The 21,466-nt window shown below is 72.1% G+C and carries 18 protein-coding genes, 1 tRNA gene and 2 pseudogenes; 9 read left to right on the forward strand and 12 right to left on the reverse strand.

The window, feature by feature from the left end; genetic code table 11:
- The 3 genes and pseudogenes from HW130_RS24870 to HW130_RS24880 all read left to right on the forward strand — a co-directional run.
- Positions 1 to 241 (forward strand): annotated as a pseudogene (locus tag HW130_RS24870) (DNA mismatch repair protein MutT); the annotation flags it as partial.
- Between the two features lie 149 nt (positions 242 to 390).
- A complete protein-coding gene (locus HW130_RS24875; protein WP_177151927.1) occupies positions 391 to 1,047 on the forward strand; it encodes a hypothetical protein in 657 nt (218 codons plus the stop codon).
- Positions 1,044 to 1,769 carry an SMI1/KNR4 family protein gene (locus HW130_RS24880; protein WP_177151928.1) on the forward strand — a complete coding sequence of 242 codons (726 nt, stop codon included), beginning with the start codon at positions 1,044 to 1,046 and terminating at the stop codon, positions 1,767 to 1,769. Before HW130_RS24875 ends, HW130_RS24880 begins: the two co-directional genes overlap by 4 nt.
- Before the next feature lie 249 nt (positions 1,770 to 2,018).
- Here the strand turns inward: HW130_RS24880 and HW130_RS24885 are convergent, their stop codons facing one another.
- Positions 2,019 to 2,456: a DUF2809 domain-containing protein gene (locus tag HW130_RS24885; RefSeq protein ID WP_177151929.1), complete on the reverse strand. Its 438-nt coding sequence runs from the start codon at positions 2,454 to 2,456 to the stop codon at positions 2,019 to 2,021.
- A gap of 200 nt (positions 2,457 to 2,656) precedes the next feature.
- On the opposite strand from HW130_RS24885, the gene HW130_RS24890 reads away from it, so the two are divergent.
- The 5 genes from HW130_RS24890 (at position 2,657) to HW130_RS24910 (ending at position 10,174) form a co-directional block, all read left to right on the forward strand.
- On the forward strand, positions 2,657 to 3,175 hold the full coding sequence (locus HW130_RS24890; RefSeq protein ID WP_177151930.1) for a hypothetical protein: 519 nt from the start codon (positions 2,657 to 2,659) through the stop codon (positions 3,173 to 3,175).
- Entirely contained in the window at positions 3,145 to 4,578 is a 1,434-nt protein-coding gene (locus tag HW130_RS24895) for a hypothetical protein (protein ID WP_309140564.1), read from the forward strand. Before HW130_RS24890 ends, HW130_RS24895 begins: the two co-directional genes overlap by 31 nt.
- Positions 4,575 to 6,008 carry a VWA domain-containing protein gene (locus tag HW130_RS24900; protein ID WP_177151931.1) on the forward strand — a complete coding sequence of 478 codons (1,434 nt, stop codon included), beginning with the start codon at positions 4,575 to 4,577 and terminating at the stop codon, positions 6,006 to 6,008. The genes HW130_RS24895 and HW130_RS24900 overlap by 4 nt, the downstream gene beginning before the upstream one ends.
- 87 nt (positions 6,009 to 6,095) lie before the next feature.
- Positions 6,096 to 7,217 (forward strand): AAA family ATPase, encoded by a 1,122-nt coding sequence (locus tag HW130_RS24905; RefSeq protein ID WP_177151932.1) that lies wholly within the window; start codon positions 6,096 to 6,098, stop codon positions 7,215 to 7,217.
- Positions 7,214 to 10,174, forward strand: a complete 2,961-nt coding sequence (locus tag HW130_RS24910; protein ID WP_177151933.1) for a DUF5682 family protein — start codon at positions 7,214 to 7,216, stop codon at positions 10,172 to 10,174. Before HW130_RS24905 ends, HW130_RS24910 begins: the two co-directional genes overlap by 4 nt.
- A gap of 139 nt (positions 10,175 to 10,313) precedes the next feature.
- Here HW130_RS24910 and HW130_RS24915 read toward each other — a convergent pair whose 3' ends face one another.
- From HW130_RS24915 to HW130_RS24925, 3 genes are all read right to left on the reverse strand, one after another.
- Positions 10,314 to 10,748 (reverse strand): hypothetical protein, encoded by a 435-nt coding sequence (locus HW130_RS24915; RefSeq protein WP_177151934.1) that lies wholly within the window; start codon positions 10,746 to 10,748, stop codon positions 10,314 to 10,316.
- A 232-nt stretch (positions 10,749 to 10,980) separates the two neighbouring features.
- Complete coding sequence (locus HW130_RS24920) at positions 10,981 to 12,030, reverse strand: alpha/beta hydrolase family protein (protein ID WP_309140565.1); 1,050 nt, start codon at positions 12,028 to 12,030, stop codon at positions 10,981 to 10,983.
- A 183-nt stretch (positions 12,031 to 12,213) separates the two neighbouring features.
- Positions 12,214 to 12,301, reverse strand: a tRNA-Leu gene (locus HW130_RS24925).
- A gap of 165 nt (positions 12,302 to 12,466) precedes the next feature.
- Between HW130_RS24925 and HW130_RS24930 the strand changes: the two genes are divergently transcribed.
- Entirely contained in the window at positions 12,467 to 13,777 is a 1,311-nt protein-coding gene (locus HW130_RS24930; protein WP_177151936.1) for a DUF2254 domain-containing protein, read from the forward strand.
- 151 nt (positions 13,778 to 13,928) lie between these two features.
- Here HW130_RS24930 and HW130_RS24935 read toward each other — a convergent pair whose 3' ends face one another.
- The 8 genes and pseudogenes from HW130_RS24935 to HW130_RS24970 form a co-directional block, all read right to left on the reverse strand.
- Positions 13,929 to 14,555 (reverse strand): HAD family acid phosphatase, encoded by a 627-nt coding sequence (locus tag HW130_RS24935; protein WP_177151937.1) that lies wholly within the window; start codon positions 14,553 to 14,555, stop codon positions 13,929 to 13,931.
- A 198-nt stretch (positions 14,556 to 14,753) separates the two neighbouring features.
- Positions 14,754 to 15,917, reverse strand: a complete 1,164-nt coding sequence (locus tag HW130_RS24940; RefSeq protein WP_177151938.1) for a sugar phosphate isomerase/epimerase — start codon at positions 15,915 to 15,917, stop codon at positions 14,754 to 14,756.
- 13 nt (positions 15,918 to 15,930) lie between these two features.
- Complete coding sequence (locus HW130_RS24945) at positions 15,931 to 17,358, reverse strand: nucleotide pyrophosphatase/phosphodiesterase family protein (RefSeq protein WP_177151939.1); 1,428 nt, start codon at positions 17,356 to 17,358, stop codon at positions 15,931 to 15,933.
- Positions 17,355 to 18,527: a metabolite traffic protein EboE gene (gene eboE, locus HW130_RS24950; protein ID WP_177151940.1), complete on the reverse strand. Its 1,173-nt coding sequence runs from the start codon at positions 18,525 to 18,527 to the stop codon at positions 17,355 to 17,357. Before eboE ends, HW130_RS24945 begins: the two co-directional genes overlap by 4 nt.
- A gap of 15 nt (positions 18,528 to 18,542) precedes the next feature.
- Entirely contained in the window at positions 18,543 to 19,391 is an 849-nt protein-coding gene (locus HW130_RS24955; protein WP_177151941.1) for a TatD family hydrolase, read from the reverse strand.
- Positions 19,391 to 20,071, reverse strand: a complete 681-nt coding sequence (locus HW130_RS24960) for an EboA domain-containing protein (protein WP_177151942.1) — start codon at positions 20,069 to 20,071, stop codon at positions 19,391 to 19,393. Before HW130_RS24960 ends, HW130_RS24955 begins: the two co-directional genes overlap by 1 nt.
- Positions 20,068 to 21,051, reverse strand: a complete 984-nt coding sequence (locus tag HW130_RS24965; RefSeq protein ID WP_177151943.1) for a sugar phosphate isomerase/epimerase — start codon at positions 21,049 to 21,051, stop codon at positions 20,068 to 20,070. Before HW130_RS24965 ends, HW130_RS24960 begins: the two co-directional genes overlap by 4 nt.
- Positions 21,048 to 21,466: pseudogene (locus HW130_RS24970) on the reverse strand (prenyltransferase); the annotation flags it as partial. The pseudogene HW130_RS24970 and the gene HW130_RS24965, both read right to left, overlap by 4 nt.

The raw sequence follows: 21,466 nt of genomic DNA on the forward strand, positions 1-21,466 counted from the left end.
GGACGGCACGCGTGGGGTCACCCGGGTCACCGCCGCGGCGCTGGTCGCAGCGGCGTCGGGCACGGCCGAGGTGCGTGAACCGGAGAAGATCGCAGGCTGGGAGTGGTGGCCGCTGGACGCCCTGCCGGAGCCGCTGTTCGCTCCGTCGGCCGCCGTGCTCGACAGCTGGCGGCCGTCGCCGGGCCTGCGGGACGAGGCGTTTCACGGCTACCCGGTCGACAGAGACCGACCGGGCGACTGATCGCCCTCGGCAGCAACCCTCCTGGCGTGGCCTGGCGGCAGGGTGACGCGCGACGGCCGGCCGGAGGCGTGCAGGCCCCATGGCCCCTGCGCGCCGGCACCGCGCACGACGAGAGCGGCACTGTCAGTGGCGTGCGCTTTGATGGCCGTATGACCGTTCACGACGTTGCCGCCGCCCTCCCCGACATCGCCGCCCTGCGCAGGCTGTGCCGGGCCGTCGCCGTGGCCGAGGCCGTGCTCAATCCCGGTGACTACCGCACCTACTCCTTCGACGCGGACTGGTCGGAGACGGAGGAGGTCTTCTCGATGCGCAACGGCGGCGGCGACGAGTTCGACGTCGTCTTCTCACCGGCGGGGGCGTACATACGCGGCTTCGACCACGAGTCGCCGATGAGTCCCTATGACGGTGACCTGCCGTGGCCCGGTGTCGTCGACGACGTGCCCGAGGTCTTCCGGTCCTGTGTCGAGGAGCCGGCGTTCTCGGACGGGGACATGCCCCTGGTGACCGCGTGCCTGTGGCGCGAGACGGGCGACGGCCGGTGGCACACGGGCCCGGTCGAGTATCCCGAGGGTGAGGCCGATCCGGACGGTTCCGGCTGGCTGTTCGAACTCCTGGTGGATCCCATGCCGGAGGCCTTCCAGTCGTTCGCCGAGGACTACTACGAGCGGCCCGTCGACATCAAGGCGGTGCGCCACATATACGAGGGGCGCCCGTTGACCGAGGACGTCGTGGCGCGGCTCAACCCGCGTGCGTCGTTCGCCGGAGTCGCGGCGGAGGTCGCCGCGACGGGCTACCCCGGCCGGTGACCCCCGCGTTCGACGTGGCCGCCGCGCTGGGCGGCGGCGTGGCGGGGCGCGAACATGCCTGGCGGTTCGTGCGGGACTTCGCCGCCGCGTGGACCGGGCAGCCGTTGCGCGACGGCGACGGCACCCCGGAGGACGAACTGGCCGCCGCAGAGGGTGGCTTGGAGCTTGTGTTGCCGCGAGCCCTGCGCGAGGGGTACGCGCTGCTCGGACGGCGGTCCGACCTGACGACCGGACAGGATCCGCTGGTGCCCCCGGGCGGGCTGTACGCGGACGACGGCCCCGAAGGCGGCGTGCTCGTCTTCCGCCGCGAGAACCAGGACTGCGCGTCGTGGGGGATCCCGATGGACCGGATCGCGGACGACGACCCGCCGGTGGTCGTGGAGTCGGCGGACGGGTGGATTCCCTATCTGGACCGGATGTCCACCGCGTGGGTGGAGCTGGTCCTCACCGAGACGCTCCTGGCGTCGGCTCACCGGTACGACGCGTGCGAGCTGCCGGACGACCTGTTGCCCGTGCTGGAGGCGGAGTACCGGCGCGTCGACTTGCCAGACCACCCCCTGTGGACGGGCGCCGACGAGTCGCCCCTGCGCTGGTACGCCGCCCCTGGCCGCGTGCTCCGGCGCGACGGGCTCGCGAACCACTCGTGGGTCCACGCCGGTGGGCAGACCGCCGCGCACCTCGGCCTCATCCGTGCGCAGTTGCCCGGGCCCTGGGTCTGCTGAGCGTCGTCGGCCGGCAGACGTTCAGACGCTCCGCCGCTCCCCCTGGGCCCTGCCGGGCCCAGGATAAAGGCGGCCTCGTGCTCGTTGACCACCAAGGGGTCGCAGGACGGGTTTCAGAACGAGTCGGTGGCGGCGGCAGTGAACGGGCCACACCTCGGCGACGGTCTCCAGCGGGATCTCCAGCTGGAGCGAGACATCGTGACCAGTGCCTCGGGTGAGCGCGGGGACCCGGGGACTCGCCGAGCGCCGCTACGCCCGGGCGGCGGACGGAGCGGCGGCCCGGCCCGACCGGCCCGGCCGGTGGAGGAGCGAGCTGTGGACGCACCAGCCCAGAGCGGCACCCACGGCGTACCAGAGAAGGTCGGGCGCGTTGAAGGTGGAGCCGAGGACGAGGCGGGCGACGACGCTGTGCCGGGACAGCTCCGCGGGAACGCCGGTGAGCTGCAGGACCTCGACCGCACAGCTGAACGCCACCGCCGCGCCGGCGGCAAGCACCGGCCGCGACCGGGGCGCCACGACCAGGATGAGGGTGAGGATCAGGACGGTGTACAGCGCGTCCCCCGCGTACTTGGCGACGCTGCCGTGTGCCAAAGCCCTGACTCCGAGTCCCGCCGCGATCGTGAGGGCCGCCGCCGCGACCGCGACCAGCCGGATGCTCCCCGGCCCACCGAGTCCCCGAAAGCTCATGCCGATCACACTACGGGCCTCCTGAACATCCTTCACGGCTGCCGCCTCGGAGCGCGGTTCGTGCAGGAAGCAGCGGACCCGACGCACCCTGCGCCCACCCGGAAGACCCCGAAGGGCCGACGTCGAGTCCCACTGTCAGTGGCCCCCGATACATTCGATCTCGTTCCGCCGAAGTGGCGTGAACGCCCCCTTTCGCATGCATGGGAGATGGTGCGTTGTCGGTCTGGGAGAAGTCGAGCACGGCACGGACGGTGCCGGCCGCGCGGCCGCGGAAGCTCTCCAAGGTGCCGTTCGTGGAGCTGGCCGACGGGCGGTTGCAGGGTGTGGTGTCCAGCGGGTCCGACATCGGGCGGGTGTACGTGTCGTCGGTCGAGTCGACGACGTACGCGTTCGGGTGCAGTACCAACAACAACCGTCCCTGCGGCGGGGCGCGCGGCTGGTTCTGCAACCACATACGCGCGCTCATCGCCGAGGCCGTGCTCCAGTACGGCGTCGAGCGCGTGGCCCGGTACCTGAAGGTCGAGGTCTCCGGCGAGGCTGCCGATGCGGAAGCCGTCACCGACGCCATGACCGCCACCCGCCCCGCGCAGGACGGCAGTTCGGCGGCGGCGCAGGTGTTCAGCCGGTTCCTGCGGCACCTGGCGTACCTCGAACTGGCGCCGACCACCGTGCCGTTGCCCGAGATGCAGTGGTTCCCGACGACGAGGGCGGTGGCCTGATGCGTGCCGATCTGCTGACCGACGCCGTCGACGGGCTCGACGAGGCCCTCGCGGCCGTGGACGCGTTCGACGAGGTGCTGGTCACCGGTCTGCTGCGTCCGCAGCCCGACCAGGCGGGTGGGCTGGTCGCGCTCGCCGACGCAGTCGCCGGGACTCCGCCGGCCTCGCGGGTCGCCGAGGCGGCCGAGAAGGCGGCTGCCGGGGCCGCGGGCGAGGATCACTTCGTCGCGCTCGCCGCCGCCCGCACCGCCCTGCTCGGCTCCGTGCACGACGCGCTGGCCGACCGCGCCGAGGAGGCCACCGGCCGGCCTCGGGCCGAGGAGAGCGCGGACGGGACGGGAACCTCGAGCGACGGCGAGGAGCACGCGGTCAATCTGCATGCTCCTGCCCGTAGTTGGCTGTGCGACCTGGCACGGGCCGGCTGGCAGGGCATCGACCACGAACTGGTCGCCGGGGCCGCGCCCGTCGTCTCCGCGATGCTGCCCGACCCGGCGCTGCGCCGCCTCGCCACGCTGCTCGACGGCTTCGCCGCCGAACTCGCCGCGTCCTGCCCGGGTGCGACGCTGGAGCGCGTTCCGGAGCGCCGCTGGGCCGACCTGTGGTCGCGTGCCATGCTGCTGACGCTGCCCGGGGCGGCCTCGGCCCCCGCCGTCGCCGAGGCGACGGGTCGGCTGCTGCCGCTCGGCGTCGACGTGCAGGAGCACGCCACCGCGGTACAGGCCCAGGTTCACGCGGTGTTCGAGCCGGCGGACGGCGGTGCGCCCCGGCTTGTGCGGGCCTCGGTGTCCGCGCCGAAGCCCGACACGGTCGTCGGTGCGGGCCTGTGGCAGTTGCTGCGGCCGCACATGTCCCTGCTGACCGCCGTCGGCGAGGGCCGCGCCATGGACGTCGAGGCGATGCCCGTCACCGCCGAGGGCGACCTGATATGGGACGACGCCCGCGCCCGCGTGGGCGAGCCCGCGGAGATCTTCGCGACCGCCCGGGTGGCGCTGCCCGCCGCGACCGCGTTCCCGGTCTCACCGCTCGACCGGCACCCGGCCCGGATCGCCGTGCCCGTCCTGCTGGAGGGATACGCGGTGGAGGAGGACGACGGCACGGTCGCCTTCCTGGTCGCCGGGCAGCGTATCCCCGTCGACACCGACCGGGTCCCGGCCGCCGGTCCGCTCACCCCGGAGGCCGTCGCCACGTCCGCCGCGTGCATCGGACTGCTGCGGTGGGACGCGGGGGAGTTCCTGCTCCAGCCGCTCGCCGTGGAGCGGACGGTGCGGAAGAAGGCCGTCGCCGTGCACGCCGGGGCCTGGGCCGGCGGTACGACCGACAAAGCCGGCGTGCGGGCCGAGAAGGCCGCCACCGACGCCGTCAAGGTGCTGCGCGAGCGTGCCGGAAAGCTGCTGCGGAAATGACCGGGCAGGCCGCAGGGCAGGCCCCCGCACCCGATCCGTACGACAACCGGCGCCAGGTGCTGTACTGGCGTCTGCTGGCGCGCCTCTTCGACCACGAGGAGCAGGCGGCCCTCGAGTCGGCGAGTCTCGCCGTGGTCGAGGACATCGGCCTGCCGTCCGCGCTGCTCGACCCGGGCGCGTCCGTCGACTCCGTCGTGCAGCGGCACCCGGAGCTGGCCGCCGAGTTCGACGGGCTGATGACTCCCGAGCCGGAGGAGGCCGGTGCGCGCGACCGGGCCGCCGAGGTGCGCCGCGCGGCGCTCGCGTCGAAAGTGCTGCTGAACGTCTTCGCGTCCGCACCCGGTACGGTCACCGCCGAGCAACTGGCCCGCTGGCAGTCCGACGCGGGCTGGCTGGAGCGTGCGCTGGGCTGCCGGCCCGGCGAACTGCGGGGCGGGCGCGGCGGCGTGGGCCGTACGAGCCCCGCGGGGGCCGGCGGGGGCGTCGGTCCGACCGGTACCGGCGGTGGCGGCCGTACGCCCGACCTCAGCCGCCTGATTCCCGCGATCGGCCCGGAACTCGGCTCCATCGAGGCCGGTCTCGTCAAGCGCATGCACCTGCGCGAGGTGCTGGCCGACCCGCAGCTGGCCGCCCGGCTGACCCCGAGCATGTCCCTGATCGAGCAGTTGCTCCGCGACAAGAACAATCTCTCCGGGGTGGCCCTGGCCAACGCCAAGGCGCTGATCCGCCGCTACGTCGACGAGGTCACCGAAGTGCTGCGCACCCAGGTGGAGAAGGCCACGGTCGGTGAGATCGACCGGTCCGTCCCGCCCAAGCGCGTCTTCCGCAACCTCGACCTGGACCGCACCATCTGGAAGAACCTCACCAACTGGGACCCGGAGGAGGAGCGGCTCTACGTCGACCGCCTCTACTACCGGCACACCAGCCGAAAGACGACGCCCCAGCGGCTGATCGTCGTGGTGGACCAGTCGGGCTCCATGGTCGACTCGATGGTCAACTGCACCATCCTGGCGTCCATCTTCGCCGGGCTGCCGAAGGTGGACGTCCACCTGATCGCCTACGACACACAGGCGCTGGACCTCACGCCCTGGGCACACGACCCGTTCGAGACGCTGCTGCGCACCAAGCTGGGCGGCGGCACGGACGGCACCGTCGCCATGGCGCTCGCCCAGCCGAAGATCGCCGAACCGCGCAACACCGTCGTCGTGTGGATCTCCGATTTCTACGAGTGGCGCCACGCCGAGCTGTTCGAGTCCATGGCCGCCGTCCACCGCTCGGGGGCGAAGTTCATCCCGGTGGGCTCGGTGACCAGCTCCGGCCGCGGCAGCGTCAACCCGTGGTTCCGGGAGCGGTTCAAGGACCTCGGCACGCCGGTGATCTCCGGCCACATCAAGAAGCTCGTGCACGAGCTCAAGACGTTTCTCACCTGATCACCGGACGTACGTCTCCCTGCACGTCTCCCTGCACGTCTTCACACACGTCTCTTCGTGATCACCGTACGGAAAGGCTTTCCCTTCATGTCCGACCTGCTGCGCGCCCCTGCCGAGATGAAGTACGCCGAGGAACTCGACTGGCTGGAGTCGATCGACGACAACCCGAAGCCGTTCTCGTGGCGTCTGTCCCCGAAGATGGTCCGCCTGTTCATTCTCGGCTCAGAGCGCTCCGACGGCCTGGACCGGGAGATCTCGCAGAAGTGGTTCGGCGACCGCAGTTTCGTGGAGCGCTCGATCGTCACCCTCGCCTCGGACCGCGGGCTGCTGCTCATCGGCGACCCCGGCACCGGCAAGAGCTGGCTGGCCGAGCTGCTGTCCGCCGCGATCTGCCGCAACTCCACGCTGGTGGTGCAGGGTACGGCCGGCACCACCGAGGACCACATCAAGTACTCGTGGAACGTGTCCATGGTCATCGCCAAGGGCCAGTCGCGGGAGTCGATGATCCCCTCGCCGATCATGACCGCGATGGAGGCCGGTGCCATCGGCCGCTTCGAGGAGCTGACCCGCTCCACCAGCGACGTCCAGGACGCGTTGATCTCCATCCTCTCCGAGAAGTACATCTCCGTTCCCGAACTGGAGAGCGGCGGCAGCGACAACATCGTCTTCGCCAAGCCCGGTTTCTCGATCATCGCCACGGCCAACAGCCGCGACCGGGGTGTCAACGACCTGTCGTCCGCGCTCAAGCGCCGCTTCAACTTCGTCCGCATCCCGGTCGTGACGAACAGGAAGAGCGAGGCGGAGATCGTCCGCTTCCGCACCGAGGAACTGCTGCGCCGGCACGCGATCGACCTGGACGTGCCGCCGACCCTGCTCGACGTCCTGCTGCAGAGCTTCGCCGACCTGCGGGCGTCCGCCGCCGCGGCCGGCAGCGACGACGAGAAGCTGGAGTCCGCGCTGTCGACGGCCGAGCAGATCGGCGTGCTGGAGGACGCCGTCCTGCACAGCAACTTCTTCGGCGAGCGCACCCTCACCGCCCGCACCCTCGCCTCCTCGCTCGTCGGGTCCCTCACCCGCCGCGAGCCGGAGGACCTGGCCATCCTCAACAAGTACCTGCACGGCGTCGTCGAGCCGCGCAGCAAGGAGCACGGCGGCTCCTGGCCGGAGTTCCTGGAGGGCGGCCGCGACGCGATCGCCACGCTGTCATGAGCGGCCCCGACGAGAACAGCACGTTCGCCGAGCTGCGCGGGCAACTGCAGGACGCCGCGGCCACGTTCGCGGGCGGGCCCGACGCCCTGGAGAGCATCCTCCTCGGCATGGTCGACGACGTCGACCGCGCGGTGCGCGAGCCGCTGGAGATCTTCCCCGTCTGCCACCACTCCCCCGCCTCGGCGCTCGCCATGGCCCGCCGCCTGCGGGAGAAGCAGCCCAAGGTCGTCTATCTGGAGCTGTGCGAGGACATGGCGCCGCTCCTGACCGAGCTGCGCAACTGCCGGCTGCCGGTGGCGCTGCAGGCGTTCGCCGGCGACGTCGACGGCTTCCCCGCCGAATGGGCGCCGCTGTCGGTCGTCGCGCCGATCACCGAGGCGTCCGCCGAGTACCAGGCCATCTCGTACGCCCTCGACACCCCGGGCGTCGAACTGGTCCTGGTCGACCGGTCCTCGGACCACGTCTTCCAGTGGGACACCCGCGGCGAGCGCACGCCAAAGTCCGCGGCCGAGGGCGGGCAGAGCGCCGACGCCCCTTCAGCGGAGGGGGAGGCGGAGGCCGCGCTGCACGGCGAGGCCGTCGGTGTCGAGATCGGCGACCTGCGGCCGCGCTTCGCCGAACTGGAGGAGCACCTGCTGCGCCACGGCAAGGTGCGGCACTGGTCGGAGTGGTGGCACCAGTACGTCGAGGTGCCGCTCGGGAGCAGCGATCACGACACCTACCGCCAGGTCATGCTCCTCATCGGCAGCCTGTTCCGGCGGCTCGCCCCCGGCGACGGAGCCCGGGTCCGGGTCGACGAGGACCGCGAACGGTACATGTGGACCCGGATGCGCGAGCACCTGGCGGCGACCGGCACCGATCCGGCGGACTGCCTGTACGTCTGCGGCGCGTTCCACGCGGCCAGCCGCGTCGAGGAGTTCGGCGTGCACGGCGGCACCGGCACGTTCACGATCTCCGCCCGTACCGCCACCACGTGGCAGTACGGGCTGATCCCGTCCAGCCACGCGGCGATCGAGGCGCAGTTCGGCCTCGCCGCGGGCCCGGTGTCGATCGCCGCGACGGAGTGGACGAAGGGCCTGAAGCGCACCCGTGTGCAGCCGTACCGGCTGGCAGGCCAGGCCGGCGCCAAGAAGTCCTCGGCGAAGAAGACCACCGGGAGGAAGACCGCGGCCCCGGCGGTCGTCGTTCCGGTGCCCGAAACCGCGTCCGAGGACCGGCTGACCGGCTTCCTGCGCCGGCCGCCCGTGCTCGACGGTCTGGACGAGGCCGAGCTGCTCGGCTGGTCCGTGGACATCGTGCGCGCGGCCCGGCGCAACGGCTATCTCGCCTCCACCGCCGACGCCATCGCGGTCTTCGAGACCTCGATCCTGCTGGCCGGCATGCGGGACCGGGCGAAGCCGACCCCGTACGACTTCCAGGACGCCGCGGTCACCTGCATCGAGAAGGACCGCGTCCCGGGGCGGCGGGACGTGCGGCGCCTGGTCGAGATCATGATGGGCGGCGACCGGATCGGCCAGGTGGGCTACGAGTCGCTGCCGCCGCTCGCACGCGATGTGTACGACCGGCTCGCGCCGCTGGAGCTGAAGCTCGAGCAGCGCGGCGTGCGACGGGCACTGCTGGACATGGCCTCCCGGCCGGAACTCCGGGCGTGCTCCGACGTCCTGTGGATGCTGCGGCGCCTGATGCCGCACGGCGCGGCACGGCCGATCATGGGCGAGCGGCGGCTCGGCGAGCGCTCGATCCAGGAGTCGTGGGACCTGGCGCTCGGCACCCACCAGCGGGCCCTCATCGAGCTGGGCTACGAGGGCGTGAGCCTCGAGCAGGTCCTGGAGCAGCGGCTGCGGCGCGACGCGTACGGGCCGCAGGCGACCACGGCGACGGTGCTGGCGGCGGTGGAGGACGCGACCCTCTACCTGGGCAGCCGCCGCCTCTCCGACGAGCTCGGCACCCACGCGCTGAAGGTCCTCGCCGCCGAGCGCAGCGTCGACGGCGCGCCGGAGGTGCTGCGCCGGGTGCGTGCGCTGCTGGCGTACTACCGCACCAGCGAGCCGGTGCTGCCCGCGTGGATCGAGTCCTTCGTCAAGACCGGTTACGCCCACTACTGCACGCTGCTGCCGACGGCGTTCCGGGACGAGGACGCGACGGTGGGACAGGTCGCGGCGATGCTCGGCTTCCTGTTCAGCATGGAGAGCCTCGCGCTGTCCCTGGGCTGCGACCGGGCGCAGTTGGAGCTGGCGGTGGCCCAGTCGCACCCCGACGACCCGTCGAAGACGGCGCTGCTGTGGGCGGCGCAGGTGCAGCTGGGCACCCTGTCCCGGGCCGAGCTGCGGTCCCGCTGCGACGAGCTGCTGGACAACCCGCTGGTGGTGCCCTCCTACCCGCGCTACCTCAGCGGCTTCGTGCACGCGCTGGGGCCCGTGCCGGGGCTGGCGGACGTGGTCGTGGAGGCGGTGTCGAACGCGTTCGGGCGGTTGCCGGACGCGGTGCTGCTGCCGTGGCTGCCGCTTCTGATCACCACTCTGCGGTCCGACGCGGCGGAGCTCGCCCCGCTGCTGGTCCGCGAGGCCGGGCGGATCTTCCCGGGCCGGCTCGCGGCGCTGGACGCATGGGTGCCGCCGTGGCGGGCGCAGCAGCCGGCCCCGCTCTCCGCCCGCCGGACGCAGTCCGGGGAGCACGGCCCCCAGGGTGCCGCGCTGCTCACGGCGCATCCGGCGACGTGCGACGCGGTGGCCGATCTGCTGGGCTGCACGCAGGGCTGGGCGCAGCCCGAGGCCCTGACCGCGCCGGGCGCGGCGTTGCTCTCCGCACATCCGCGGACGTGCGACGCGGTGGCGGACCTGCTGGGGTGCGCCGGCGAGTGGACGGCGGCGGACGGTCCGTCCCCGTCGGGCGCCGCGCTGCCGACTCGGCATCCTGCGACGGTCGGGGCGCTGGAGTCGCTGCTCGCCGGCACGTGAGGGCCTGCGGCCGGGACCCGGTCCGCTCGGGCCCGGCCGCCAACCGGGCGGCGCCTCGTGCACTGGTGCGCGGTCACCGCGGGAAGTGACGGAGCCGTGTCCACGGCCGGCTCCGCGAAACGTGGTTCCTGACCGCGGCTCAGGTGTAGGGGAACTCCTCGGACGCCACCTCGATCACCTCGTCCACCTTGAGGAAGGCGCAGCTCACCGTCCCGGACCGGGCGATCAGCATGTCGGGCACGTGCGACTCGTAGAATCGGAGGTACCCGATGGGGCCCGAGGTCGTCGTCCTTGCGCCGAGCCACTGCACGATCCTGCGCAGATCGTGGAACCCGTCGGGATGCGCCTCCTGCCGCACGGTCAGGGACCATCCCCCGCGGACCGAGCGCAACTCCGCCACCTGAAGGCCTCCGATGCGCCGCGCCGGCCCTCGCCCGTCCCACAGAGAATATTCGTACCCCTCGTCCTGCCGACCGCCTTCCTCCGCCAAGTGCCAGCGGAGCACGCCGAGTTCGCCGGGCGAGAGGGAGTCCGGCAGGTCGAGCGTGAGCTGGAGTTCGTAGGTGTCGGCCATGATCACAAGCCTACGTACCGGTGGCGGTCCCGGTGACGCGCGGCCTCCGCCACGGAAGCACCCGATCCCGGCGGTTCGCTGCCCGTGCACGGTGGCCGACCTCCAGGTGGCTCCACGCTGCAGTTCATTGCCCGTCCAGGAACACCGTGCCGGTGGTCAGGAAATCGTGGACCCGCCCGACGGCTGGCCGCCTCCGACCTCGCGCAGTCACAGGCCGTCAGCGGGGCCGGGTTCAGCCGTCGGCGCGAAGGGCGGCGAGCAGCATCGGCAGTGAGGCGTGCAGCTCGCGCTCCCAGTACGCCCAGCCGTGGGTACCCGGCCCGTAGAAGTTGGTGGTCACGTGCTTCGCGCCCACGCGTTCCAACTCGGCGGCGAGGGCGTGGTTCTGCCGGTTGAAGTCGCCCTCGAGGTCGCTCGTGCGGCCGGGCGGGTCCAGGGGGCCGGTCGTGCCGTCACCGCACGACAGGTACACGGGGACCGACTTGAGCCGCTCGGCCAGGTGGTACGGGTCGTGGGCCTGCCAGATGCGGCGCTGGGCGACCGGGTCGCCCCAGACCCGCAGCGGGTCGTTGCCCTGGCCGGCGAAGAATCCCATGATGCGGTCGACCGACTCGTCGTTCAGCAGCGGATGCGCCGAGGCGGAGTACGCGGCGGTCGCCTTGAACATTCCGGGGTGCCGGGCCGCGTACTGCAGGGCGCCCTGGCCTCCCATCGACAGTCCGGCCACGACGCGGTTGCTGCCGGCGCCCCAGTGACGCTCCAGGAGCTGTCGCAGTTCGACGGTGTGGAAGGTCTCCCATGCGGGGTCGCCGCCTCGGCCGTGGTTCCACCAGTCGCTGTACCAGCCGTTCCAGCCGGCTTCCGGCATCACCACAAGGACGTTGCGCAGACTGTCGGTCTCGGCGACGTCGGTCCGGCCCGTCCACGAGGTGTAGTCGCCGCAGCAGCCGTGCAGCAGCCAGAACGTCGGCCAGTGCCTGCTTCGATCGCTCGGGTCCCAGCCGTCGGGGGTGAGGAGGCGGACCTTGACCGTCCGGCCGCCCAGCGCCTGCGACCGTACCGACAGGTCCACCTGCCGGTCCGCGACCTGGGTGACCGCGACGACCTCGGCGCCGCGCGGCGACGGGGAACGGGAGGCGTCGGCTCCATACTCCCCGGCGACGGTGGTCGCCCAAGGCGCCGTGGGCGGCGCGGCGAGCGCCGGAGCGGTCGGCGTGAGGGTGGCAAGCAGTACGGCGAGGACGAGCAGGAGACGGGTTCTCAGAGTCGGGACGGCGGTCACGGTCGCGATCACGGCGGCTCCCTGCGATGCGGTTCGTTGCTGCCTGAACGGTTCGACGGAGCTGCACCGGCACGCCATCTCGGCGATGAGTCGCGCATGACAATTATAACGAGTGGTCGCACCTGTGTCGCGGCAGCCTTCGCGGCGCAAAAAAGAAGGATCCCAGATGAACTGGGACCCTGCTGGTGTCCGAGGGGGGACTTGAACCCCCACGCCCGATAAAGGGCACTAGCACCTCAAGCTAGCGCGTCTGCCATTCCGCCACCCGGACCGGTGGTCGGCCCCGGTTTCCCGCGGCGACAGGGACAACAATACCAGGGGTTCGAGGTGCCCTTCACCCGCATATCCCGTGGTCAGGGGTGTCCAAAGGACCCGAAGACGCGACATGACGGCGTGTGTCCGCGCAGACGCGCAGCGTACGGCTACCTTCGGCAACGTGAGTCCACGCAACCACCGGCGGCCCCGCGCATTCTCTCCGCTGCGCGAGCATCTGCGCGACACGTTCTGGTTCGCCCCCACCGTGACGCTTCTTCTCGTGTGCGTCGTCTGGGGCGCTGCGGACACTCTCGACAGGGCGCTGCTGGAGGCGCTCCAGGAGGACGGCGACGACGAAGCCGTCCGCACGCTGGCGTCGTGGGCCGAGGATGCCAAGACGATCGTGACCACGATCAGCTCCGCGATGATGACCTTCATCGGTGTCGTCTTCAGCATCTCGCTCGTCGCCGTCCAGATGGCCGCGGGCAACTTCAGCCCGCGTATCGTCCGGATCTTCATCCGGAGCCGGATCAGCAAGCTCACCTTCTCCGTCTTCCTGGGGACGTTCCTGCTGTCGCTGCTCGTGCTCACCTCGTACGACAGCGAGCCCGATCCGCGCAAGGTGGCCTCGGTGCCCCTGGTACAGAGTGCGCTGACACTGCTGGCGGTCGGGCTCAGCCTGCTGCTGTTCATCGCGTACGTGACGCAGACGCTCCAGCTGATGAAGGTCGGACCCGTCGTGGAGCGGGTGACCAGGGAGTCGTTCGCGGTGCTCGACAAGATGCCCGTGCAGGGCGCGGACGCCGCGCCGCTGCCGACAGAGGAGGCGCGGGTCGGGCACCAGGGGCGGGCAGGGATCCTGCGGGACGTCCATGTCGCCCGGCTCGTGCGGGCCGCGCGGCGCAAGGGGGTGGTCCTGCGGCTGATTCCCCGCATCGGGGACTTCGTCGTGCCGGGGACACCCGTGCTCGCCGTGCACGGCGGCCGGGGCAGTCTGCCGTCGAGGCGCATCCTGCGGTCCGCCGTGTCGGTGGGCGTGGAGCGGACGTTCCACCAGGATCTCGGGTTCGGGCTGCGCCAGTTGTCCGACATCGCGCTGCGGGCGCTGTCGTCGTCGGTGAACGACCCGACCACGGCCGTGCAGTGCGTGGACCGGATCGTGCAGTTCCTGGCGGCGCTCGCCCACCGGCCCCTCGGAGCCGTGCACCACCGCGACCGCGCGGGCGTGGTGCGGCTCGTGCAGGACGTGCCCGAGTGGGCCGATTTCGTGGATCTCGGCCTCACCGAGATCCGGGCGAGCGCCGTCGGCGCTCCGCAGGTGTCCCGGCGGCTGATGGCCGGGCTCGAGGACCTGCTGCTGCTCGTGCCCGAGGCGCGGCGCCGGCCGCTGGAGCGGCATCGCGCGCTGCTCATGCTGGCCGTGCGGGCCGCCCTGCCCGAGGCGGCCGAGCGCGCGTTCGCGCTGGAGCCCGACCGCCAGGGCATCGGCTAGAAGCCGCAAGGGCCGCGACAGGACTCAGGCGTTGAGTCCGGGGCCGGGCAGCGCCGCTCCCCCGCCGGTCCCTTCGGTTGCACGGCCACGGGTGGCCGCGGCCGGCCGGGAGACCGGTCACCGCGGCCACCCGGCCCTGTGCTCGGGGCCGTTACGAGAGCTGTCCGTCGTAGTCGGGCAGCTTGAACGTGCGCTCGGCGTGGCCGCCGACGAGGTCGGTGGTGTTGTTGCCGATGTTGGCGATGATCGTGTAGCCCTTGGCCTCGATCTCGGCGCGCTTGTCCGTCTTGTAGGCGCTGACCTCGTCGAAGAGGTCGGGCAGATCGCGCACGTACAGGCCGTCGACCGGGTAGCCGGTCTTCTTCAGGTTCCAGTCGGTGAGGGAGTGGATGATGCCGGGGCGCGCGGTGACGAAGAAGACGGCGACGCCGCGGGAGTCGGCGTAGCGGGCGAGGTCGCGCATCTGGGCGATGGCCGGGGTGGGCAGCTCCCAGAACGGGTGGAAGTGCGTCTCGAGCGAGGTGTTGTCGATGTCGAGGACGATCGCCTGCTTCTCGCCGGACGCGTCGGCCGTGCGCTGCTCGATGTACGGGCGGGCCTCGGCGACGACAGCGGCGACGTCGCGCAGCCAGGTGTCGTAGTCGACGCTCTGCGTCCGTACGGCGGTGGTCGTCGTGGCCGCGGTGTCCGCGTGGGCGGTGGCGGCAGGCAGGGCGGCGACGAAGGTCAGGGCAGCGGCGGTCGCGGTGGTACGGGCCGTCCAAGTGCGTGCATGCATGGGGGGTTCTCCTGGGTGTGGAGGCGGCTCAGGAAGCCCGTTCGGCCATGATCGACCGAACGGATTGACATGCTCGCGCTTAATGATGGACGGAAGGCGACGTTCTTACTACCGGCCGGTAGCGCCTTCTGTTCTCCGGTGCGTCGGACAGGCGGCCCGCCCGGTGGACCCCAGGCCACCGGGCGGGCCGCTGCCGGATCAGCGGCGGGCGCGCAGGGCCGCGAGGTTGTCGTAGCTCTTCCGGGCGACCTCGAGGGACTGCGCCGGATTCGTGGCGCTGGGCGCGCCGTCGTGCTCGATCATCGGGTTGTGGTAGTTCTTCGCCCCCACCCGCCTGAAGAACGTGCGGTAGTCGATGTCGCCCTCGCCGAACGTCACCATGTCGTAGCCCTGGCCGTTCTGGGTGTTGACCGTGCCGTCCTTGGCGTGGAACAGCGGGTAACGGGGGTTGTGACGCACCACCAGGCCCGCCGGGTCGAAGACCTGCTCCCGCGTGGATCCGTCGTGGGCGGTGTACGTGTGGAACTTGTACTGGGCGACGTGCGCCCAGTAGACGTCCATCTCCAGCCAGACGACGCTCGGGTCGGTCACCTCCAGGAAGTACTCCAGTTTGCGGATGCCGGAGCTGCGGGTCGGGCGGCCCTGGGCGTCGAGGGGGCCGCCGTCGAGCAGGAATCCGTACGCCGAGTCGTGGTTGTGGGTGTAGAGCTTGACGCCCTCGCGGCGGGCGATCTCGCCGAGAGCGTTCCACTTGTCCGCGGCCACGTCCCAGTCCGCCCGGTAGGAGCTGCCGGTGGGGTCGCCGCCGGTGCCCATGTGGGGCATGCCCAGGATGTTGGCGATCTCCAGATGGCGCTTGAAATTGTCGAGATCGGCGGTGGTCAGGGGCCATGAGCTCGGGATGAAGCCGTGGTTGCCCTGCGCCCGGAGCCCGTACTCGTCCAGCCAGGAGCGCAGCAGCTTGGCGCCCTCCACCGTCTCCAGGTTCGCGCCGCCCGGCGCGTTCGCGTGCTGGCGGTAGCCGGCGAACTCCACCTGGCGGTACCCGTAGCGGGCCAGCTGCTCGAAGACCTCGCGGAATCCGGACGGCAGTGCGGTGGTCATCGGGTCGCGGCCCGTCGCGTCGCGGACGGTGTAGAGGATGAGACCACGCTTGTGCGGCGGGATCAGGGCGGACCGGCCGTCGTCGCCGTCTCTGTCGTCCCCGGCGACCTGTGCCAGGGCGGGTGAGGCCCCGAGGACGGGGGCCGCGATCGCCGCGGCAGCGGCGGCGGTGCAGGTGCTGAGGAAGCGGCGGCGGCTGACGCCGAGGGCGCGGCGCAGGCTCTCGTCGGTGGCGGTCTCTTCGTTGAAGGCGGTCACGGCATTGCCTCTCTCACTTCATGGGAACACGGATACCGGCTGCGCTGCCGTCTCGCTCGAGTCCGGCCAGACGGAGCAGCAGGGACTTCACATCGGTGGCCGCGGTGCGGCCGGACACGGCGCGGGGGGTGGAGCACAGGACGATCGGACCTTCTTCGTCGCTCGCGGGGAGGCGGCCATGGCTGCCGCGGACGGGTGCGGCATCGAGGGGCACGACCGCGAGGCGGTAGCGCATGCCGAGCTTCTTGCGGGCCACGGCGGTGGCGGCCCTGAGCCGGACGTAGGGGTCGTGGGGATCCATGAACAGCTCGGCGGGGTCGTAGCCGGGTTTGCGGTGGATCTCGACGAGCTGCGCGAAGTCGGGGGCGCGGGCGTCGTCGAGCCAGTAGTAGTACGTGAACCAGGCGTCGCGGTCGGCTACGGCGACGAGCTCCCCCGAGCGGGGGTGGTCGAGGCCGTTGGCCTTCTTGCCCTCGTCGCCGAGGATCTCGTCGACGCCGGGCAGGTCCTGGAGGACTTCGCGGGTGAACTCGAGGTCCTCGGGGCGCCGGACGTAGACGTGGGCGAGCTGGTGGTCGGCGACGGCGAAGGCCCGTGACGCCATCGGGTCGAGGTACTCCATGCCGTCCTGGGTGTGAACCTCGAGGAGCCCGGCGCGACGCAGGGCGCGGTTGATGTCGACGGAGCGGCTGACGCGGGTGATGCCGTACTCGGACAGGGCCACGACGGTGCGGCCCTCCTGCCGCGCGTCCTTGAGGAGCGGGCCGATGACGGTGTCGAGTTCGGCGGCGGCCCGGTGCGAACGGGGGTCGTCGGGACCGTAGCGCTGGAGGTCGTAGTCGAGGTGCGGCAGGTAGCACAGGGTCAGGTCGGGGTGGCGGGTGCGCATGATGTGACGGGTGGCGTCGGCGATCCACTGGCTGGAGACGATGTCCGCGCCCGGTCCCCAGAAGTGGAAGAGGGGGAAGGCGCCGAATTTCTCGGTGAGTTCGTCGTGGAGGGCCGGCGGCCGGGTGTAGCAGTCGGGCTCCTTGCGACCGTCGGCGTAGTAGACCGGACGGGGGGTGACGGTGATGTCGGTGTCCGCGCCCATGGCGTACCACCAGCAGATGTTGGCGACGGTGTAGCCGGGATGGACGCGGCGGGCGGCGTCCCAGATCTTGTCGCCGGAGACGAGGCCGTTGTGCTGGCGCCACAGCAGGACGTCGCCGAGCTCGCGGAAGTACCAGCCGTTGGCGACGATGCCGTGTTCGGCGGGGAGGGTGCCGGTGAGGAAGGTGGACTGGGCGGCGCAGGTGACGGCGGGCAGCACGGTGCTGAGGGCGGCCTGGGAGCCCGCGGCGGCCAGCGCCTTCAGCTGGGGCATGTGGTCGAGGAGCTTGGGGGTGAGACCGACGACGTCCAGGACGAGAAGGGGGGTGGGGCGTCGGGTGTCGTTCATGGCAGTTCCTTGAGGCCGAGGTCGGTCAGCAGGTCGCGGGCCAGGGTGAGTTCGGCGGCGATGCCGTCGGCGAGCTGAGTGCGGTTGCGGGGCCGCAGCTCGGGCGGGAGGGCCTGCCAGGTGTAGGTCTCGACCTCCAGGTGACGGGTGCGGGGTGCGGGGCCCCCGACGAGCCGGGTCAGGGTGTCCTGGAGCACGGGCAGGGTGGAGGTGAGCGGCGGTGCGGGCGGCGCGTGCAGGGGGACGTGGAAGTGGGCACGCCAGGGAGCGCCGTCGGGGAGGGCGTCACCGGCGACGGCTTCGGCGAGGTCGTCGGTGCCGCGGAGCCCGGCGGCGGTCCGGGTGCGGGTCTGGTGCAGGAAGCGCGGCTCGGCGAAGGCGGCGAGGGCGTCGCGCACGTCGGGAAGGTGGGGGTGCTCGGCGTGCAGGGCGGCGGACAGCTGGGCCTTGGGGATGGTGATGCCGGCGGCGGCGAGCGCGGCCAGGGCGGTTTCCGGTTCCTCGAAGGAGGTGGCGAGATGGCAGGTGTCGACGCAGATGCCGATGCGGTGGCCGGCGCCGATGTCGGTGAGGGGACCGATGGCGTCGGCGGTGGTCTCCACGGTGCAGCCGGGCTCGGGTTCGAGGGCGATCCGGATGGATCGGCCGGTGAGTTCCTCGAGGGCGTCCAGCCGTTCGGCGAGCGTCGTCAGGGCGGTGCGGGCGGTGCGGGCCGACCGCTCGTCGAAGGCGGTGCGCCAGGCGAGCGGCAGCGTGGAGACGGTGCCTTCGGTGACGTCGTCGGGCAGCAGGGCGGCGAGGAGGCGGGCGAGGTCGGTGGTGTGGGAGAGGCGTTCGGGGTCGGCCCAGTCCGGCTTGTAGACGCGGTACTTGACCTCGTCGGCGCCGAAGCCCTCGTAGGGGAAGCCGTTGAGGGTGACGACCTCCAGTCCGCGCCGGTCGAGTTCGCAGCGCAGGCCGCGCAGGGCGGCGGGGTCGTTGATCAGGGCGTGGGCCGCGTCCCTGGCGAGCCACAGCCCGATGCCGAGCCGGTCCCTGCCGAGGCGTTTGCGGACGGGTTCGCTGTGGTCGCGCAGCTGGGCGAGGACACCGTCGAGGGTCTCGGCGGGGTGGACGTTGGTGCAGTAGGAGAGGTGGACGGTGGACCCGTCGGGGTGGCGGAAGCGCATCCGGGGCTCCTCCCGTCATTCCCCGCCGCGGAGGATGGAGTTGCCCTCGTGGAGTGCTTCCGGGGCGGGGACGTCGAGCTGGAGGCGGCCGCTGAGGCCGTAGAAGGCGACCGGGTTGCGCCACAGGACCTGGTCGACGTCGTCCTCCGTGAATCCGGCGGCGAGCATCGCGTCGGCGACCTTGCGGGTCTTGAGCGGGTCGCTCTTCCCCCAGTCGGCGGCGGAGTTGACGAGGACCTTCTCCGTTCCGTACGTCTTCAGGATCGTGACCATGCGGTCCTCGTCCATCTTGGTGTCGGGATAGATGGAGAAGCCGAGCCAGCAGCCGCTGTCGACGGCATGCTTGACGGTCGTCTCGTTGAGGTGGTCGAGCAGGACGCGCTCGGTGGGGAGGTCCGACTCGCGGACGACGTCGACGGTGCGGTGGAGTCCGGCGAGCTTGTCCCGGTGCGGGGTGTGGACGAGGGCGGGCAGGCCGTGGTCGGCGGCCAGTTGGAGCTGGGCGGCCAGCGCGGTGTCCTCGGCCGGTGTCATGGAGTCGTAGCCGATCTCGCCGACGGCGACGACACCGTCCTTGACGAGATAGCGGGGCAGGGCGTCGAGGACGGGTGTGCAGCGGGGGTCGTTGGCCTCCTTGGGGTTGAGGGCGATGGTGCAGTGGTGCGCGATGCCGTACTGGGCGGCTCGGAAGGGTTCCCAGCCGAGGAGCGCGTCGAAGTAGTCGAAGAAGCCGGCCGGGGAGGTGCGGGGCTGGCCGAGCCAGAACGACGGTTCCACGAGGGCCCGGACGCCCGATGCGTACATCGCCTCGTAGTCGTCGGTGGTGCGGGAGGTCATGTGGATGTGGGGATCGAAGATACGCATCAGGACTCCTCCTCGGGCTGCTCGGTGGACGGGGCGGGGGGCGTGACCGCGGGTCCCGGCCGGTCACCGGTCAGGGTCAGCACACGGGAGAGGTCGGCAGGGACGTCGCGGCCGGCGGCGCAGCGTTCGGCGGCGAAGTCGGCGAGCATGCGGGCGAGTTCGCCGTCACCGGCGGCGCGCCGCTCCAGACCGGCCACGGCGTCGACGGGGACGCCGGTGAAGAGGCACTTGAGGACCGCGTGCCGCCAGGCGTGCGGATCGAGGTGGCTCGCGGCATAGGGGCCGACCGCGGCGGCGACGAGCCGGGTGTCGTTGGTGCGCAGCGCGTCGTCGACCAGCGGCAGGGCGTGCGGGCCGTGGACGAGTACGGGCAGGGCGAGGAGCACGGCGCGGCGCTCGGCGGCGCTGCCCTGCTGGTAGAGGCGTGTGAGGGTGTCCAGGCCGGCGCGGGCCTCGCCGAGGATCAGGATGCGTGCGGCGTCGGCGTGCCTCTGGCCGCAGTGCCGGCCGGCTGCGGCGAAGCGCAGCTCCCAGGTGTGGGCGGCGTACGGGGAGGAGGCGTCCGGCGGCGAGTCGGCGGCATCGGCGGCTTCGGTGAGGGCGTCGCCGAGCCAGGCACGGGCGGTGTCGTCGAGCTGCTCCTCGAGTTCCTTGCGGGACGGTGCCGGTGGAGGCGTCACGATGCCGGTGCTCCCTTCGTGCGGGCTGTGCGAGCGGTGCGGTCCGGGTCTGCCGTGCGTGGCGTGTCTGTTGTGCCTGCCGCCCGTGCCGTGCCTGCCGTGCCCGCCGCCGCCCGTGCCGCGCCCGCCGTGCCCGCAGCGCGGAGGAACTCGATCGAGGCCCGCGCGAGTTCGGGGCCCGCGTGCGAGTGGCGGGGCAGTTCGACGACGGTGAGGCCCTGGTATCCGCCGGCGGCGAGGGCGTCGAGGACGGGAGGGAATTCGATCTCGCCGTCGCCGAAGGGGAGGTGCTCATGGACGCCGCGGCGCATGTCCTCGATCTGGACGTGCCGCAGCCAGGGGGCGGCGTCCCGGATGCAGTCGGCCGGGGGCGCGGGTTCCAGGCACTGGCAGTGACCGATGTCGAGGGTGAGGCCGAGGGGCGACGGGTTGCCGAGCGCGGTGCGCAGCCGGTGGAAGTCGTCGAGGGTGGCGAGGAGGTGACCGGGTTCGGGCTCGATCGCGACGGGTACGCCGGCCGCCGCGGCGGCGTCGAGTACGGGCCAGAGTCCTTCCTCCAGGCGCTTCCAGGCCGTGTCGGCGCCGGTGCCGGGAGGGGTGATGCCGCTGAAGCAGTGCACGGCGTGGGCGCCGAGGTCCGCGGCGACGTCCACGGCGGTGAGGAGCAGCCCGGTGCGGGCGGCGCGGGCGTCGGGGTCGAGGTCGAGGAGCGAGGGTCCGTGCTTGCGGCGGGGGTCGAGGACGTAGCGGGCGCCGGTCTCGACGGCACAGGTCAGGCCGAGTTCGCCGAGCCGGCGGGCGACGCGGGTGGTGCGGGCGGCGAGGTCGGGAGCGAGCGGGTCGAGGTGCATGTGGTCGAGGGTCAGCCCGACGCCGTCGTATCCGAGGTCGGCGAGCAGGGCGAGGGCGTCGTCGAGGCGCAGGTCGGTGAGGCCGTTGGTGCCGTAGCCGAGGCGGAGTGCGGAGGGGCGGGTGGTCATGTGGGGCTGACCTTCCGTGCGAGCGTGCGGGCGACGGGCACGAGCCCCATCACGGCGAGGCCGGTGAGGGCGGCGCCGGACCGGGCGGCGAGGGCGGCCTGGAGCGGGATCATGGCGCGTATCCCGCCGCCGACTGCGCGCTGGGTGAGCGGCGGCGAGGGGTTGAGGGCGGCGTGCAGGTAACCGGTGGCGGCGGTACGCAGGTACGCGGCGGCGAGCAGGGCCTGGACCGTGGCCGCCGCTCTGCCACGTGGCCGCGCCGCGAGGGCGCCGAGCGCGGCGGTGCCGGCCAGGGCCGTGACGGGCACCAGTGTCGAGCCGCCCTGTGCCTCGTGCCGGGACACGGAGGTGACGGCGTACGTGTGAGCGGCCAGCATCGCGGCGGCTCCGGCCGGCGTGGAGAGTCCCCCGCCCC

The organism is Streptomyces sp. PKU-EA00015, from assembly GCF_013387495.1.
Lineage (GTDB): Bacteria > Actinomycetota > Actinomycetes > Streptomycetales > Streptomycetaceae > Streptomyces.

Excerpts from the sequence above, each read along its gene's own strand:
- HW130_RS24910 (WP_177151933.1), top strand. The coding sequence starts at position 7,214 with ATGAGCGGCCCCGACGAGAACAGCACGTTCGCCGAGCTGCGCGGGCAA.
- HW130_RS24945 (WP_177151939.1), bottom strand. The coding sequence starts at position 17,358 with ATGAACGACACCCGACGCCCCACCCCCCTTCTCGTCCTGGACGTCGTC.
- HW130_RS24900 (WP_177151931.1), top strand. The coding sequence starts at position 4,575 with ATGACCGGGCAGGCCGCAGGGCAGGCCCCCGCACCCGATCCGTACGAC.
- HW130_RS24935 (WP_177151937.1), bottom strand. The coding sequence starts at position 14,555 with ATGCATGCACGCACTTGGACGGCCCGTACCACCGCGACCGCCGCTGCC.
- HW130_RS24915 (WP_177151934.1), bottom strand. The coding sequence starts at position 10,748 with ATGGCCGACACCTACGAACTCCAGCTCACGCTCGACCTGCCGGACTCC.
- HW130_RS24875 (WP_177151927.1), top strand. The coding sequence starts at position 391 with ATGACCGTTCACGACGTTGCCGCCGCCCTCCCCGACATCGCCGCCCTG.
- HW130_RS24965 (WP_177151943.1), bottom strand. The coding sequence starts at position 21,051 with ATGACCACCCGCCCCTCCGCACTCCGCCTCGGCTACGGCACCAACGGC.
- HW130_RS24955 (WP_177151941.1), bottom strand. The coding sequence starts at position 19,391 with ATGCGTATCTTCGATCCCCACATCCACATGACCTCCCGCACCACCGAC.
- HW130_RS24885 (WP_177151929.1), bottom strand. The coding sequence starts at position 2,456 with ATGAGCTTTCGGGGACTCGGTGGGCCGGGGAGCATCCGGCTGGTCGCG.
- HW130_RS24890 (WP_177151930.1), top strand. The coding sequence starts at position 2,657 with ATGGGAGATGGTGCGTTGTCGGTCTGGGAGAAGTCGAGCACGGCACGG.
- HW130_RS24905 (WP_177151932.1), top strand. The coding sequence starts at position 6,096 with ATGTCCGACCTGCTGCGCGCCCCTGCCGAGATGAAGTACGCCGAGGAA.
- eboE (WP_177151940.1), bottom strand. The coding sequence starts at position 18,527 with ATGCGCTTCCGCCACCCCGACGGGTCCACCGTCCACCTCTCCTACTGC.